General features: G+C 62.0%; 12 protein-coding genes. 10 read left to right on the plus strand and 2 right to left on the minus strand.

The features are described from left to right. Positions 1-438 (minus strand): amino acid permease (locus HMPREF3173_RS25115; RefSeq protein WP_256544524.1); only part of this gene is annotated, 438 nt, incomplete at its 3' end. Between the two features lie 435 nt (positions 439-873). On the opposite strand from HMPREF3173_RS25115, the gene arcD reads away from it, so the two are divergent. The 8 genes from arcD (at position 874) to HMPREF3173_RS17120 (ending at position 11,283) form a co-directional block, all read left to right on the plus strand. Next, positions 874-2,301 carry an arginine-ornithine antiporter gene (gene arcD, locus HMPREF3173_RS17085; RefSeq protein ID WP_043210686.1) on the plus strand — a complete coding sequence of 476 codons (1,428 nt, stop codon included), beginning with the start codon at positions 874-876 and terminating at the stop codon, positions 2,299-2,301. A gap of 31 nt (positions 2,302-2,332) precedes the next feature. Further along, the gene (gene arcA / locus HMPREF3173_RS17090; protein WP_043210687.1) at positions 2,333-3,586 is read left to right on the plus strand and encodes an arginine deiminase; all 1,254 of its coding nucleotides are present in this window, start codon (positions 2,333-2,335) and stop codon (positions 3,584-3,586) included. Between the two features lie 66 nt (positions 3,587-3,652). Then, positions 3,653-4,663, plus strand: coding sequence for an ornithine carbamoyltransferase (locus HMPREF3173_RS17095; RefSeq protein ID WP_043210689.1), 1,011 nt, complete (start codon positions 3,653-3,655; stop codon positions 4,661-4,663). Between the two features lie 120 nt (positions 4,664-4,783). Beyond that, positions 4,784-5,713, plus strand: coding sequence for a carbamate kinase (gene arcC / locus HMPREF3173_RS17100; protein WP_043210691.1), 930 nt, complete (start codon positions 4,784-4,786; stop codon positions 5,711-5,713). A 57-nt stretch (positions 5,714-5,770) separates the two neighbouring features. Beyond that, positions 5,771-6,139 carry a DUF5064 family protein gene (locus HMPREF3173_RS17105; protein WP_070574787.1) on the plus strand — a complete coding sequence of 123 codons (369 nt, stop codon included), beginning with the start codon at positions 5,771-5,773 and terminating at the stop codon, positions 6,137-6,139. Between the two features lie 101 nt (positions 6,140-6,240). Then, positions 6,241-7,749, plus strand: a complete 1,509-nt coding sequence (locus tag HMPREF3173_RS17110; RefSeq protein WP_043210693.1) for a sigma-54-dependent transcriptional regulator — start codon at positions 6,241-6,243, stop codon at positions 7,747-7,749. A 182-nt stretch (positions 7,750-7,931) separates the two neighbouring features. After that, entirely contained in the window at positions 7,932-9,137 is a 1,206-nt protein-coding gene (gene gltS, locus HMPREF3173_RS17115) for a sodium/glutamate symporter (protein WP_070574789.1), read from the plus strand. 244 nt (positions 9,138-9,381) lie between these two features. Further along, the gene (locus HMPREF3173_RS17120; RefSeq protein WP_371906687.1) at positions 9,382-11,283 is read left to right on the plus strand and encodes a potassium transporter Kup; all 1,902 of its coding nucleotides are present in this window, start codon (positions 9,382-9,384) and stop codon (positions 11,281-11,283) included. A 55-nt stretch (positions 11,284-11,338) separates the two neighbouring features. Here the strand turns inward: HMPREF3173_RS17120 and chrA are convergent, their stop codons facing one another. Then, on the minus strand, positions 11,339-12,709 hold the full coding sequence (gene chrA, locus HMPREF3173_RS17125; RefSeq protein WP_070574791.1) for a chromate efflux transporter: 1,371 nt from the start codon (positions 12,707-12,709) through the stop codon (positions 11,339-11,341). Positions 12,710-13,144: 435 nt separating this feature from the next. On the opposite strand from chrA, the gene gcvH reads away from it, so the two are divergent. Beyond that, positions 13,145-13,528 (plus strand): glycine cleavage system protein GcvH, encoded by a 384-nt coding sequence (gene gcvH, locus HMPREF3173_RS17130; protein WP_070574793.1) that lies wholly within the window; start codon positions 13,145-13,147, stop codon positions 13,526-13,528. 9 nt (positions 13,529-13,537) lie between these two features. Next, the coding region (gene gcvP, locus HMPREF3173_RS17135) for an aminomethyl-transferring glycine dehydrogenase (protein ID WP_256544525.1) at positions 13,538-15,990 on the plus strand (2,453 nt) is incomplete at its 3' end.

Below are 15,990 nucleotides of genomic sequence, written 5' to 3' on the forward strand. Positions count from 1 at the left end.
GCCGCGCAGCACCAGAAAGTGCACCGCCCACAACAGCAAAGACGCACAGGCGATGGCTACCGGCGTATTGCCCTCGCCGAACACCGGGTAGTAGAAACCCAGGGTGCTGAACAGCAACACGAAATAGCCCACATTGCCCAGCCATGCGCTGATCCAGTACCCCCAGGCCGAGGAAAAGCCCATGTACTCGCCAAAGCCGGCCTTGGCGTAGGCGTACACCCCTGAGTCCAGCTCCGGCTTGCGGTTGGCCAGGGTCTGGAACACGAACGCCAGTGCCAGCATGCCCACGGCAGTGATGCCCCAACCGATCAGCACCGCGCCCACATCGGCGCGCGCCGCCATGTTCTGCGGCAACGAAAAGATCCCACCGCCGATCATCGAGCCGACCACCAGCGCGATCAAAGCACCCAGGCGTAGCTTCTGTCCCGGTTCACTCATAGGGCTCCCCTTTGGGCTGTTGTCATACGCATGAAACACCTTGTTGATTCTTATAACGGAGCGGTCAACTCATATTAGACCAAGCGATCAAGGCTAAAACCCTCATAACGAGTCGGTCTATATAGTTGGCATTAATACTGCGCCTTCCATGAGGCAGGTCAGTGACAAACATAGTTAAGACGGGGTTTTCTCGAAAATTTGCTTATTGCCCAAAAGCGGCTAGCTTGAAACCTCGCAGGCCACACGAGCTTTTGCTCTAGAAGGACACGGAGGTGCCAGCGCAAAAGGCCTGCCGCATAAGCAGTCGGCACTCTCCAGGAGTCATGTGAAGGAGTTTTCCTACTTCGCATCACCATGAAACTGACCCATGTCAGCACATGGCACAGGCGTCGGATTTACTCTGAGGTCAACTTTCTCCTGGCATGGAGTTGTTAAATGTCTGATTCTCCCGGAAAACTAAAACTGGGTGCACTTGTTGCACTTGTCGTCGGTTCCATGATTGGCGGCGGGATATTTTCGTTGCCGCAAAACATGGCCGCCAGCGCCGGTGTCGGTGCTGTATTGATCGGCTGGGCCATCACGGCGGTCGGCATGTTGACCCTCGCCTTCGTGTTCCAGACGCTGGCCAATCGCAAACCGGATCTGGACGGCGGGGTGTATGCCTACGCCAAGGCAGGGTTCGGCGACTACATGGGCTTTTCCTCAGCCTGGGGCTACTGGATCAGCGCCTGGCTAGGCAACGTCGGCTACTTCGTCCTGTTGTTCAGCACCTTGGGCTATTTCTTCCCGATCTTCGGTGAGGGCAACACGCCGGCGGCCGTGATCGGCGCCTCGATCCTGCTGTGGGCGGTGCACTTTCTGGTGCTGCGCGGCATCAAGGAAGCGGCGTTCATCAACCTGGTCACCACCGTGGCCAAGGTCGTGCCACTGGCGTTGTTCGCGTTGATCTGCCTGTTCGCCTTCAAGCTGGACATTTTCACCGCCGACATCTGGGGTAAAGGCTCCCCTGACTTAGGCAGCGTGATGGACCAGGTGCGCAACATGATGCTGGTCACCGTATGGGTGTTCATCGGCATCGAGGGCGCGAGCATCTTCTCCTCCCGGGCGGAAAAACGCTCCGATGTGGGCAAGGCCACCGTCATCGGTTTCATCACCGTGCTGCTGTTCCTGGTGCTGGTCAACGTACTGTCGCTGGGCGTGATGACCCAACCTGAACTGGCCAAGCTGCAGAACCCCTCGATGGCTGCCGTGCTCGAGCACGTGGTCGGGCACTGGGGCGCGGTGCTGATCAGCGTCGGGCTGATCATCTCGCTGCTCGGTGCGCTGCTGTCATGGGTGCTGCTGTGCGCCGAGATCATGTTCGCCGCGGCCAAGGACCACACCATGCCGGAGTTCCTGCGCCGCGAGAACGCCAACCATGTACCGGCCAATGCGCTGTGGCTGACCAACGCCATGGTGCAGATCTTCCTGGTCATCACCCTGTTCTCCAACAGCACCTATCTGTCGCTGATCTACCTCGCCACCTCGATGATCCTGGTGCCTTACCTGTGGTCGGCGGCCTATGCGGTGCTGCTTGCGGTACGGAGCGAAACCTACGAACAGGCCCTGGCCGAACGCCAGAAAGACCTGATCATTGGTGGCATCGCCCTGCTGTACGCCATCTGGCTGCTGTATGCCGGCGGCGTGAAATACCTGCTGCTATCGGCCCTGCTCTATGCCCCTGGCGCGATCCTGTTCGCCAAGGCCAAGCGCGAGGTCGGCCAACCGATCTTCACCTCGGTTGAAAAACTGATCTTTGCCGCCGTCGTGGTGGGCGCCCTGGTGGCCGCCTACGGACTCTACGACGGCTTCCTGACGCTTTGATCCACGTCTTCGCATTCTTGGAGGAATGAACATGTCCACGGAAAAACAGAAGTACGGTGTCCACTCCGAAGCCGGCAAACTGCGCAAAGTGATGGTGTGCGCTCCAGGTCTTGCTCACAAGCGCCTGACCCCGAGCAACTGTGACGAGCTGCTGTTCGATGACGTGATTTGGGTCGACCAGGCCAAGCGCGACCACTTCGACTTCGTCACCAAGATGCGCGAGCGCGGCGTCGAGGTGCTGGAGATGCACAACCTGCTCACCGACATCGTGCAGAACCCCGAAGCACTGAAATGGATCCTCGACCGCAAGATCACCCCTGACACCGTCGGTGTCGGCCTGACCAACGAAGTACGCAGCTGGCTGGAAGGCCTGGAACCGCGTCACCTGGCCGAATTCCTGATCGGCGGTGTGGCCGGCCAGGACCTGCCGGAAAGCGAAGGTGCCAGCGTGGTCAAGATGTACAACGACTACCTGGGCCATTCCAGCTTCATCCTGCCACCTCTGCCCAACACCCAATTCACCCGCGACACCACCTGCTGGATCTACGGCGGCGTGACCCTCAACCCGATGTACTGGCCAGCACGACGCCAGGAAACCCTGTTGACCACCGCCATCTACAAGTTCCACCCCGAGTTCACCAAAGCCGACTTCCAGGTCTGGTACGGCGACCCGGACAAAGACCACGGTCAGGCCACCCTCGAAGGCGGCGATGTGATGCCGATCGGCAAGGGCATCGTGTTGATCGGCATGGGCGAGCGCACCTCGCGCCAAGCCATCGGCCAACTGGCACAGAACCTGTTCGCCAAAGGTGCCGTGGAGAAAGTCATCGTCGCCGGGCTGCCTAAGTCTCGCGCGGCCATGCACCTGGACACCGTGTTCAGCTTCTGCGACCGAGACCTGGTCACAGTTTTCCCGGAAGTGGTCCGCGAAATCGTGCCGTTCATCATTCGCCCGGACGAAAGCAAGCCTTACGGCATGGACGTGCGCCGCGAGAACAAGTCGTTCATCGAGGTGGTCGGCGAGCAACTGGGCGTGAAGCTGCGCGTGGTGGAGACCGGCGGCAACAGCTTCGCTGCCGAGCGCGAACAGTGGGATGACGGCAACAACGTGGTGGCGGTCGAGCCCGGCGTGGTCATCGGCTACGACCGCAACACCTACACCAACACCCTGCTGCGCAAGGCCGGAATCGAAGTCATCACCATCAGTGCCGGCGAACTGGGCCGGGGCCGTGGCGGCGGCCACTGCATGACCTGCCCGATCGTTCGCGACCCAATCGACTACTAACGACCATTTCCCCGGCCGTCCTCACAAGGCGACGGCCGGGCCGACCCGAACTCAAGGAGAACCGTCATGGCGTTCAACATTCACAACCGCAACCTGCTCAGCCTCGAACACCACACCACCCGCGAGCTGAAATACCTGCTGGACCTGTCCCGCGACCTCAAGCGCGCCAAGTACACCGGCACCGAACAACAGCACCTGAAGGGCAACAACATCGCCCTGATCTTCGAGAAGACCTCGACCCGCACCCGCTGCGCCTTCGAAGTCGCCGCCTATGACCAAGGCGCCAACGTCACCTACATCGACCCGAACTCCTCGCAGATCGGCCACAAAGAGAGCATGAAGGACACCGCTCGCGTGCTGGGTCGCATGTACGACGCCATCGAGTACCGTGGCTTCAAGCAGGAAATCGTCGAGGAGCTGGCCAAGTTCGCCGGCGTGCCGGTGTTCAACGGCCTCACCGACGAGTACCACCCGACCCAGATGATCGCCGACGTGCTGACCATGCGTGAGCACAGCGACAAGCCGCTGCACGACATCAGCTATGCCTACCTGGGCGATGCCCGCAACAACATGGGCAACTCGCTGCTGCTGATCGGCGCCAAGCTTGGCATGGACGTGCGCATCGCCGCGCCCAAGGAACTGTGGCCTCATGACGACCTGGTCCAGCGCTGCAAGCAGTACGCCGAAGAAAGCGGCGCACGCATCACCCTGACCGAGGACGCCAAGGCTGCGGTCAAGGGCGTCGACTTCATCCACACCGACGTCTGGGTGTCGATGGGCGAGCCAGTCGAAGCCTGGGGCGAGCGCATCAAGCTGCTGCTGCCCTACCAGGTGAACAAGGAACTGATGAAGTCCACCGGCAACCCTCGCACCAAGTTCATGCACTGCCTGCCGGCGTTCCACAACTCCGAGACCAAGGTCGGCAAGCAGATCGCCGAACAGTACCCGCACCTGGCCAACGGCATCGAAGTCACCGAGGACGTATTCGAGTCGCCGGCGTGCATCGCCTTCGAGCAGGCGGAAAACCGCATGCACACCATCAAGGCGATCCTGGTGTCGACCCTGGCTGATCTCTAAACGCTATTGGCTGCAAGCTTCAAGTTCCAAGCCACAAGAAACGCGGCGCCTCACACCGACCCGCCTCTGCTTGCAGCTTGCGGCTTGAAGCTTGAAGCTGACCTGAGAAGGACATTCACCATGCGTATCGTTGTTGCATTGGGCGGCAACGCCCTGCTGCGTCGCGGCGAGCCCATGACCGCTGAAAACCAGCGCGCCAATATCCGCACCGCCACCGAGCAGATCGCCAAGATCCATCCTGGCAACGAACTGGTCATCGCCCACGGCAACGGCCCGCAAGTCGGCCTGCTGTCGCTCCAGGGCCTGTCCTACAAACCCGACGAGGCTTACCCGCTGGACGTGCTGGGTGCCGAGACCGAAGGCATGATCGGCTACATGATCGAACAGGAGCTGGGCAACCTGCTGGCCTTCGAAGTGCCGTTCGCCACGCTGCTGACCCAAGTGGAAGTGGATGCCAACGACCCAGCCTTCAAGGACCCGACCAAATTCATCGGCCCGGTCTACAGCAAGGAAGAGGCCGAGCGCCTGGCCAAGGAGAAAGGCTGGGTGGTCAAGGCCGATGGCGACAAGTACCGCCGCGTGGTGGCCAGCCCCAAACCCAAGCGCATCTTCGAAATCCGCCCGATCAAGTGGTTGCTGGAAAAGAGCAGCATCGTGATCTGTGCAGGCGGCGGCGGCATCCCCACCATGTACGATGAAAACCGCAAGCTCAAAGGCATCGAGGCCGTCATCGACAAGGACCTGTGCTCGGCCTTGCTGGCCGAACAGCTGGACGCCGACCTGCTGGTGATCGCCACCGACGTCAACGCCGCATACATCGACTTCAACAAGCCGACCCAGAAAGCCATCGCCCAGGCCCACCCCGACGAACTGGAACGCCTGGGCTTTGCCGCCGGCTCCATGGGCCCCAAGGTGCAAGCGGCCTGCGACTTCGCCCGTCACACCGGCAAGGTGGCGGTGATCGGCTCGCTGTCGGACATCGAAGAGATCGTCAAAGGCACCGCCGGTACCCGCGTATCCACCGCCAAGCCGGGGATCAGCTACCGTTGAATGCAGTAGGCGGGCGCGCGACGCCCGCCGTTTTCGACCTTCCAGAGGAGCGTGTCAATGGCCCAATACCACCCCGGTCATGTCCATATCGAGCGCACCGCGCTGAACAAGAATGACCACAGCTATGACTTGAACATCGAATACGAGGCCGCGTCGGACCCCAAGGAAGGCAGAGGCATCCAGTTCCACATGCACGGCATCATCGAGGGCAAGACGGTCGAGGAAAAATTCTTCCTGGCCAAGGACCAGGTGCTGCCCAGCTTCCTCATGCAACTCTCCCGCCGGGCCCAGTCCTACCTGGCGCCGCCCAAGAAATTCGAGAACCTGGGTTCGCCGCACAAGATCTACGACTGGATGTTCAAGGACATCCGCGAGAAGCTGGACGTGAAATCGGGCGACCCGATCAAGCCTGAACACCTGGAATGACTTCACGATCAGGGGCCGCACAGCGGCCCCGGCAATATTGGGCTTGATCGACCGACCGAGGCATACTACCGCCCTCCCCCGGCCACAGCCCGCTCAGCCCCATGCGCATCCACGTCAGTTTCATCGACCGCGTCGGCATCACCCAGGAAGTCCTGGCCCTGCTCGGTGCCCGCAATCTCAACCTGGACGCCGTGGAGATGGTGCCGCCGAACGTCTACATCGATGCGCCCACCCTTAGCCCTGCCGTGCTCGAAGAGCTCCACGATGCGTTGTTCGAAGTCCAGGGCGTGCAGTCGGTGGAAGTGGTCGACATCCTTCCCGGCCAACGCCGACACCTACAGCTCGATGCTCTACTGGCCGCCATGAGCGACCCGGTGCTGGCGGTGGACAGCGCAGGCAAGGTGCTGCTGGCCAACCCGGCGTTGATCGCCCTGTGCGGGCGCGAATCGGCCGGGCGCTCCGTGGGCGAGCTGTTCAATGACCCAGGTCTGCTGCAGGCTCTGCTGGACAACAATTTCCACCTGCCGATGCGCGAGATGCAGCTCAACGGCCAGAGCTTGCTGCTCGACGCTACACCGATCACTCATGCTGGCGGTCTGCTCACGCTCTACCCGCCGAACCGCATGGGCGAACGCCTGTCGGCCCTGCATCACGACCATGCCGAAGGGTTCGATGCCTTGCTCGGCGACTCCCCGGCGATCCGCACCCTCAAGGCCCGCGCCCTGCGCGTCGCAGCCCTGGACGCGCCACTGCTGGTGCACGGCGAGACCGGCACCGGCAAGGAGTTGGTGGCCCGTGCCTGCCATGCCATCAGCAGTCGCCATGCCGCGCCATTCCTTGCGTTGAACTGCGCGGCCCTGCCCGAGAGCTTGGCCGAAAGCGAGCTGTTCGGCTATGCCCCAGGGGCGTTCACCGGGGCACAACGCGGCGGCAAGCCGGGGCTGATGGAGCTGGCCAACCAGGGCACCGTGTTCCTGGATGAGATCGGCGAAATGTCACCTTACCTTCAGGCCAAGCTGCTGCGTTTTCTGAGTGACGGCAGCTTTCGCAGGGTCGGCGGCGACCGGGAAATCAAAGTGGACGTGCGCATCATCAGCGCCACCCACCGCGACCTGGAGCGCATGGTGGCCGAGGGAAGCTTTCGCGAGGACCTGTTCTATCGCCTCAACGTGCTGAATCTGCAGGTTCCCCCCCTGCGCGAACGTGGCCAGGACATCCTGCTGTTGGCGCATTTCTTCATGCAACAGGCCTGCACACAGATCCAGCGCCCACCCTGCCGCCTGGCCCCGGCCACACACTCGGCGCTCTTGGCCAACCCCTGGCCGGGTAACGTGCGCCAATTGCAGAACGTGATCTTCCGCGCCGCAGCCATCAGCGAACATAGCCTGGTGGACATCGACGATCTGGACATAGCCGGCACCGCCGTGGCCCGTGGCCAGGACGGCGAAGTGGCCAGCCTCGAGCAGGCCGTGCAAGCCTTCGAGCGCGATCTGCTGCAGCGCCTCTACTTGAGTTATCCGTCGACCCGCCAATTGGCCAGCCGCCTGCAAACCTCCCACACCGCGATTGCCCAGCGACTACGCAAGTACGGGATTCCAAACAAAGCATGAAGCAGGGCTCGCGCCTCGGTTCGACAGCGCCCCGCCAGCGTCGGGGTGGCGCATAAAACCACAAAAATAACCGTCATAAGCCGATAACTTTCAGAATAAACCTACGTACTCGCGTAATGGCCGTCCCTAGAATGGCGCGCCCAAGTAAATATTCTTCTGAATTTACAAAGAGTACGCATCACATGCTTGAGCTCGATTTCTATGGGACACTCGTCGCCGCCTCCCTGGTGCTGCTATTAGGACGAGGCCTCGTTGCACGCATCGCTTTTTTGCGCACTTACAATATTCCCGAACCGGTCGCCGGTGGCTTGCTGGTCGCCGTGGTGTTATTGGGACTGCGCAGTTTCGATATCCAGGTCCAATTCGATACTTCACTGCAAACACCTTTGATGTTGGCATTCTTCGCCACCATCGGCTTGAGTGCGGATTTCGCCAGCCTGAAGAAAGGCGGCCGTGTCGTCGGCATCTTTCTGCTGGTGGTCACCGGATTGCTGGTGGTCCAGAACGCCATGGGCATCGGACTTGCCACGGCGCTTGGATTGGACCCGCTGATGGGCTTGCTGGCAGGTTCGATCACCTTGTCGGGCGGGCACGGCACAGGCGCTGCGTGGGGAGCCACCTTCAGCGAGAAGTTCGGTCTGGCCTCAGCGTCCGAACTGGCACTGGCCTCCGCCACGTTCGGCCTGGTGTTGGGCGGTTTGATTGGTGGTCCGGTCGCACGCTTGCTCATCGCCCGCGTCCAGACGCCCGGTGTCGAACAAGAGACGCCCCGCTTGCCGCGGGGGTTTGAACAACCCAACAAAGAGCGCCTGATCACACCCTTTTCCCTGATCGAAACCATCGCGCTGATTTCGGTCAGCTTACTGGCAGGTTCCCTGTTGAATAAGTTTCTGCACGGGACCGCATTCGAACTACCGACCTTCGTGTGCGTCTTGTTCGTAGGCGTACTGCTACGAAACGGGCTTTCGATGTTTGGTTTGTATCAAGTATTCGAGCGCGAAGTTTCGGTCATGGGCAATGTCAGTTTGTCGTTGTTTCTGGCCATTGCACTGATGTCACTGAAGTTATGGGATCTGGCGGCGCTGGCATTACCGTTCTTCATTCTTTTGGCAGTCCAAGCATTGGTGATGGCACTCTTTGCGATCTTCGTGACCTTCAGGGTCATGGGCCGCAACTATGATGCTGCCGTACTTGCAGCCGGCCATTGCGGTTTTGGCCTGGGCGCCACGCCAACGGCGATTGCCAATATGCAGGCTGTGACGCAACGCTATGGCCCATCGCAGATCGCCTTTCTGGTGGTGCCGATGGTGGGGGCATTCTTCATCGACATCATCAACGCCATCGTCATCAAGCTGTACTTGGCGTTGCCATTTTTTGCCGCCGTGTAACGACCAACTGATTCATCGGGACATGCGGCAGCAGCAGGACGGCCCTGCTCGCAGCGGCAATTTTTACGCTCTTTTTACACTCACCAAAAGCAGTTGAAACGATACTGGCTGCGCTTGCTGCCTGAACGGTCGATGCCGACGTTACGCCTCTGCGTAGCGCCGGCATCGACCGTTCAGGCGCCAGGGAAGCGCGCAGCACAGGGAAGGCACGCGCTCTCGACCCGCCCGTCCAGAGAAGTCATCCGTGAGCCAGACTGCGACCACTGCACATCAAACCCTTCCCAGCAAAACCTCAGGCGTCGGCATGCTCGTTGCCGCAGTCGGCGTGGTGTATGGCGACATTGGTACCAGCCCGTTGTACACCCTCAAAGAAGTCTTCTCAGGCCACTATGGCGTCCAGGTCAACGCAGCCGGCGTACTGGGCGTGCTGTCGTTAGTGTTCTGGTCGTTGATCTGGGTCGTCTCGATCAAATACGTGTTGTTCATCCTGCGGGCCGACAACCAGGGCGAAGGCGGCATCATGGCCCTGACGGCGCTGGCGCACCGGGCCGCGGCGCCTTATGCGCGACTGAGCCGGGTGCTGGTCTTGCTCGGCCTGTTCGGCGCTGCCTTGTTCTATGGCGACAGCATGATCACTCCAGCGATTTCCGTGCTGTCGGCGGTCGAAGGGCTGCAACTGGCCTTCGATGGCATCGAGCATTGGGTCGTGCCCGTCTCGGTGGTGGTGCTGGTCGCGCTGTTCATGATCCAGCGACACGGCACAGCGCGCATCGGCATCCTCTTCGGGCCGATCATGGTGCTGTGGTTCGTGGTGCTCGGGGCGCTTGGCGTTCATGGCATCGCGCAGCGCCCCGAGGTATTGCAAGCGCTCAATCCCACTTGGGCGGTGCAGTTCTTCGTTGTCCACCCGGGCATGGGTGTCGCCATTCTGGGGGCGGTGGTGCTGGCATTGACCGGCGCGGAGGCGCTCTATGCCGACATGGGGCATTTTGGCCGCAAGCCCATCGCGCGGGCCTGGTTTGTGTTGGTGCTGCCTGGGTTGGTGCTGAACTACTTCGGGCAGGGCGCGTTGATCCTGGGCAACCCAGACGCCGTGCGCAACCCGTTCTATCTGTTGGCGCCCGGCTGGGCCTTGCTGCCGATGGTCGGGCTGGCCACCCTTGCCACCATCATTGCCTCACAAGCAGTGATTTCCGGCGCCTTCTCCCTCACCCGCCAGGCGATCCAGTTGGGCTATGTACCGCGCATGTTCATCCAGCACACCTCCAGCGAGGAACAGGGCCAGATCTACATTGGCATGGTGAACTGGGCACTGATGGTTGGCGTCGTGCTGCTGGTGATCGGCTTCGAATCCTCCAGCGCCCTGGCCGCCGCCTATGGCGTAGCCGTCACCGGCACCATGCTGATCACCACGCTGCTGTCATCGGCGGTGGTGCTGTTGCTGTGGAAGGCGCCGCGTTGGTTGGCCGTTCCCTTGTTGCTGGGCTTCTTGCTGGTCGACAGCCTGTACTTTTCCGCCAACGCGCCGAAAATCCTGCAAGGCGGAGCCTTCCCGGTCATCGCCGGGGTTGTCCTGTTCGTGCTGATGACCACCTGGAAGCGCGGCCGCCGGATCATCGTCGAGCGACTCGACGAAAGCGCACTGCCGCTCGACCTGTTCATCGCCAGCCTGCAGTTCCAGCCTCCGCATCGGGTACAGGGTACGGCGGTGTTCCTCACTGCCAGGGCCGAGGCGGTGCCCCATGCGCTGCTGCACAACCTGCTGCACAACCAGGTACTGCATGAACAGGTTGTCCTGTTGACCGTCATGTCCGAAGACGAGCCGCGTGTCAGCGCCAACAAACGCTTCGAGGTCGAGGTTTTCGGCGAAGGCTTCTTCCGCGTGACCCTGCACTTTGGCTTCATGGAGGAGCCGGACGTACCGAAGGCGCTAGGCGGATGCCAACGCGACGGCCTCGATTTCGGCCCCATGCGTACCACCTACTTCCTCAGCCGAGAAACCGTCATCGCGACCAAGCGAATCGGCATGGCCCGGTGGCGTGAGTACCTGTTCGCTTTCTTGCTCAAGAATGCCAACAGCAACCTGAGGTACTTCAAGTTGCCGTTGAACCGGGTGATCGAACTCGGTACGCAGGTCGAGATGTGAGGCAAGGGGCCAAAGCCTGCCAAGCCGGCGACGACACATCGGCCGGCAACCGCTATCACGTGCGCAGCAAGTGCACGGCCAACCCTACCAACGCGCACGCCAGCAGCACTTGAATGACACCACGCTTGAAGCGAAACAGCGCGATGGCCGCAGCGATGGCGATCAGCGCAGACGGCCAATCGAACGCACCACTGAAGCCCTGCGGCCAAAGCACGTGGTAACCGAAGAACAGCGCCAGGTTGAGAATGACGCCCACCACAGCGGCCGTGATGCCGGTCAGCGGCGCCGTGAACTTGATCTCGTTGTGCGTCGACTCCACCACCGGGCCGCCGGCGAGAATGAACAAAAATGACGGCAAAAAGGTGAACCAGGTGACCAGGCTCGCCGCCACCGCTCCGGCGAGAAACGGGTGTTCAGCGCCAAACATCGGATATACGTACCCACCGATGAAGCCAACGAAGGCAACCACCATGATCAGTGGGCCTGGCGTGGTTTCGCCCAAGGCCAGCCCATCGATCATCTGGGTGGGCGAGAGCCAACCGTAATGCCCAACGGCGCCTTGGTAGACGTACGGCAGCACCGCGTAGGCGCCGCCAAACGTCATCAGCGCGGCCTTGGTGAAGAACCAGCCCATCTGCGTGAGGGTTCCACTCCAGCCAAACGAGAGCGTCAGAAGCGCCATGGGCAGGGTCCAGAGCACCGCCCCGATCACAACCAGGCGCAACAGATGCTTCCACTGGAAACGCGCGTGCGCGGGCGTGGGGGTATCGTCATCGATCACCGCCGGCCCATGGTTGCTCTTGGCCGTGCCATGCCCACCACCGATTACGAACTGGCTCGGCGCGAATCGCCCGCCCAGGTAGCCGATGATCCCCGCCACCAGCACGATCAGCGGGAACGGCACGTTGAGCGCGAAGATGGCCACGAATGACGCCGCGGCCATGGCCCATAGCCAGCCGTTCTTGAGCGCACGCGAGCCGATCCGGTGAGCCGCGTGCACGACGATCGCCGTCACCGCGGGCTTGATGCCGTAGAAAATCCCCGCCACCACAGGCACTTCACCGAAAGCAATGTAGACCCAAGACAAGCCGATCAGGATGAACAACGAAGGCAGCACAAACAGGGCGCCGGCGATCAACCCACCCCAAGAGCGATGCATCAGCCAACCGATGTAAGTGGCCAGTTGCTGTGCCTCTGGGCCTGGCAACAACATGCAGTAGTTCAACGCATGCAAAAAGCGCTTTTCGCTGATCCAGCGCCGCCGCTCCACCAGTTCCTGATGCATGATCGAGATCTGTCCAGCCGGCCCGCCAAAGCTAATGAACCCTAGCTTGAGCCAGAACAGGAAGGCTTCGAACCAACCGACCGGCTGCCGGGCAGCATGCGACGCCGACTGTTCGCTTACCGCGCTGGGTCTATTGACCATAGGGTTTCCTCGTAGGGGAGCGCCGTCCGATCCTCCGGCGACGTGCGGCGGGATCCGCGCGCAGCCGCGCTCAAGGCGATCATCGAGGCTTCTGAATTGTCGCGTTACATTAATCCGGACCGGACAAAAATCAACAGGATAGCCGGCGATCGGAAACAGGACATCGCCGCAACCGTATCGATTTCGATACGCCGTATTGAAATCGATACACGGTGCGTTGACACCGTCTACGCAACGGTTTGATCCGACAAGGCTTTTCAATCGTCGCTGCTGCGTAGCGATTTCATTACAGACAGATGACCTAAGCGCACGTACATTCGGACTCACCCCCTGATTTACAAGGCCTGGAGTGACTTGGCCGCATTATTGCTACGGGAATTCCAACCAAGAGCGCGGAACCACCGTGCCCACTTCCCTGCTTCGCGAGGATCCCCCATGAGCGAGTTGCGTTTCACCGAAGATCACGAATGGCTGCGCGTCGAAGCTGACGGCAGCGTCACCGTGGGCATCACCGCCTACGCCCAGAATGCCCTCGGCGATGTGGTTTTCGTGCAACTGCCGGAACTGCAGCACTACGACAAAGGCGCAGAAGCCTCCACCGTGGAATCGGTGAAAGCCGCCAGCGGCGTCTACATGCCATTGGCCGGCGAAGTGGTCGCAGTCAACGACCAGCTCGACACAAGCCCTGAACTGGTCAACGAAGACCCGATGGGCGAAGGCTGGTTCTTCCGTTTCATCCCCGCCGATGCCAGCGCCATCAGCGGCCTGCTCGACCAAGGCGCCTATGACCGCCTGCTCAACGCCAACGACGACGCCTGAGGACCTGCCATGACCATCAACCTCAGCACCGCCAACGAATTCATCGCCCGCCACATCGGCCCACGCAGCGCCGATGAGCAGGCCATGCTCGCCGCCCTGGGCTTCGAGTCGCTGGAAGCCATGACCGCTGCGGTCATCCCTGACAGCATCAAAGGCACCAGCGTTCTCGGCGGCCACGACGGCCAGAGCGAGGCCGATGCCCTCGCCGACCTCAAAGCCATCGCCGGCAAGAACCAACTGTTCAAGAACTACATCGGCCAGGGCTACTACAACACCCATACCCCGGCACCGATCCTGCGCAACCTGCTGGAAAACCCGGCCTGGTACACCGCCTACACCCCCTACCAGCCAGAGATCTCCCAAGGCCGCCTGGAAGCGCTGCTCAATTTCCAGACCTTGATCAGTGACCTGACCGGTCTGCCGATCGCCAACGCCTCGCTGCTCGATGAAGCCACCGCCGCCGCCGAAGCCATGACCTTCTGCAAGCGCCTGTCGAAGAACAAGGCCGGCCATGCCTTCTTCGCTTCCAGCCATTGCCATCCGCAGACCCTTGACGTGCTGCGCACCCGTGCTGAACCGCTGGGTATCGAAGTGGTGGTTGGCGACGAGCGTGAACTGACCGATGTCAGCAGCTTCTTCGGCGCTCTGCTGCAATACCCGGCCAGCAATGGCGACGTATTCGACTACCGCGAGCTGGTACAGCGCTTCCATGGCGCCAACGCCCTGGTGGCCGTGGCCGCCGACCTGCTGGCCCTGACCCTGCTCACGCCGCCCGGTGAATTCGACGCTGACGTCGCCATCGGCAGCGCCCAGCGCTTCGGTGTGCCGCTGGGCTTCGGTGGCCCGCACGCGGCGTACTTCGCTACCCGCGACGCCTTCAAGCGCGACATGCCAGGCCGTCTGGTGGGCGTATCGATCGACCGTTTCGGCAAGACAGCCCTGCGTCTGGCCATGCAGACCCGCGAACAGCACATCCGCCGCGAAAAGGCCACCAGCAACATCTGCACCGCCCAGGTGCTGCTGGCCAACATCGCCAGCATGTTCGCTGTGTACCACGGCCCGGCTGGCCTCAAGCGCATTGCCGAACGCACCCACGCCCTGACCGCGATCCTGGCCGCCGGTTTCGAGCAGTTGGGCGTCAAGGTCGTCACCCGCGCCTACTTCGACACCCTGACCCTGGCCACCGGTGATGCCACCGCCCGCCTGCATGAGCTGGCCCGTGCCCAGCGCATCAACCTGCGCCACATCGACGCCGCCCACCTGGGCCTGTCCCTGGACGAAACCAGCACCCAGGCCGACGTCGAGGCCCTGTGGCAGCTGTTCGCCGAAGGCAAGGCCGTGCCGGCGTTCGACAGCCTGGCCGCCTCCACCACCTCGCGTCTGCCGGCCGCCCTGCTGCGCCAGTCGGCGATCCTCGAGCATCCGGTGTTCAACCGCTACCACAGCGAAACCGAACTGATGCGCTACCTGCGCCGCTTGGCCGACAAGGACCTGGCGTTGGACCGCAGCATGATCCCGCTGGGCTCGTGCACCATGAAACTCAACGCCGCCAGCGAAATGATCCCGGTGACCTGGGCGGAATTCGGCAACCTGCACCCGTTCGCGCCTGCCGAGCAGAGCCAGGGCTATCTGCAGATGACCACCGAGCTGGAAGCCATGCTCTGCGCCGCCACCGGCTATGACGCCGTGTCGCTGCAGCCGAACGCCGGCTCCCAGGGCGAGTACGCGGGCCTGCTGGCGATCCGCGCCTACCACCGCAGCCGCGGCGAAGGCCATCGCGACATCTGCCTGATCCCCTCCTCGGCCCACGGCACCAACCCTGCCACCGCCCACATGGCAGGCATGCGCGTGGTGGTCACCGCCTGTGACGCCCGCGGCAACGTCGATGTCGAGGACCTGCGCGCCAAGGCCATCGAACACCGTGACCGCCTCGCCGCGATCATGATCACCTACCCATCGACCCACGGCGTGTTCGAGGAAGCGATCGGCGAGATCTGCGCGATCATCCACGACAACGGCGGCCAGGTGTACATCGACGGCGCCAACATGAACGCCATGGTCGGCCTGTGCGCCCCCGGCAAGTTCGGCGGCGACGTCTCGCACCTGAACCTGCACAAGACCTTCTGCATCCCTCACGGTGGTGGCGGCCCGGGCGTCGGCCCGATCGGTGTCAAGTCGCACCTGGCGCCATTCCTGCCGGGCCATGCGACGCTGGAAAACACCGAAGGCGCGGTCTGCGCCGCACCGTTCGGCAGCGCCAGCATCCTGCCGATCACTTGGATGTACATCCGCATGATGGGCGGCGCGGGCCTCAAGCGCGCCTCGCAGATGGCGATCCTCAATGCCAACTACATCGCCCGTCGCCTGGAAGAGCACTATCCTGTCCTCTATACCGGCGGCAATGGCCTGGTCGCCCACGAATGCATCCTGGACCTGCGCCCGCTCAAGGACAGCAGCGGCAT

This window comes from Pseudomonas sp. HMSC08G10 (genome assembly GCF_001808425.1).
Taxonomy (GTDB): Bacteria; Pseudomonadota; Gammaproteobacteria; order Pseudomonadales; family Pseudomonadaceae; genus Aquipseudomonas; species Aquipseudomonas guariconensis.

Excerpts from the sequence above, each read along its gene's own strand:
- arcA (WP_043210687.1), top strand. The coding sequence starts at position 2,333 with ATGTCCACGGAAAAACAGAAGTACGGTGTCCACTCCGAAGCCGGCAAA.
- HMPREF3173_RS17095 (WP_043210689.1), top strand. The coding sequence starts at position 3,653 with ATGGCGTTCAACATTCACAACCGCAACCTGCTCAGCCTCGAACACCAC.
- arcC (WP_043210691.1), top strand. The coding sequence starts at position 4,784 with ATGCGTATCGTTGTTGCATTGGGCGGCAACGCCCTGCTGCGTCGCGGC.
- chrA (WP_070574791.1), bottom strand. The coding sequence starts at position 12,709 with ATGGTCAATAGACCCAGCGCGGTAAGCGAACAGTCGGCGTCGCATGCT.
- HMPREF3173_RS17110 (WP_043210693.1), top strand. The coding sequence starts at position 6,241 with ATGCGCATCCACGTCAGTTTCATCGACCGCGTCGGCATCACCCAGGAA.
- HMPREF3173_RS17105 (WP_070574787.1), top strand. The coding sequence starts at position 5,771 with ATGGCCCAATACCACCCCGGTCATGTCCATATCGAGCGCACCGCGCTG.
- gcvH (WP_070574793.1), top strand. The coding sequence starts at position 13,145 with ATGAGCGAGTTGCGTTTCACCGAAGATCACGAATGGCTGCGCGTCGAA.
- gltS (WP_070574789.1), top strand. The coding sequence starts at position 7,932 with ATGCTTGAGCTCGATTTCTATGGGACACTCGTCGCCGCCTCCCTGGTG.
- arcD (WP_043210686.1), top strand. The coding sequence starts at position 874 with ATGTCTGATTCTCCCGGAAAACTAAAACTGGGTGCACTTGTTGCACTT.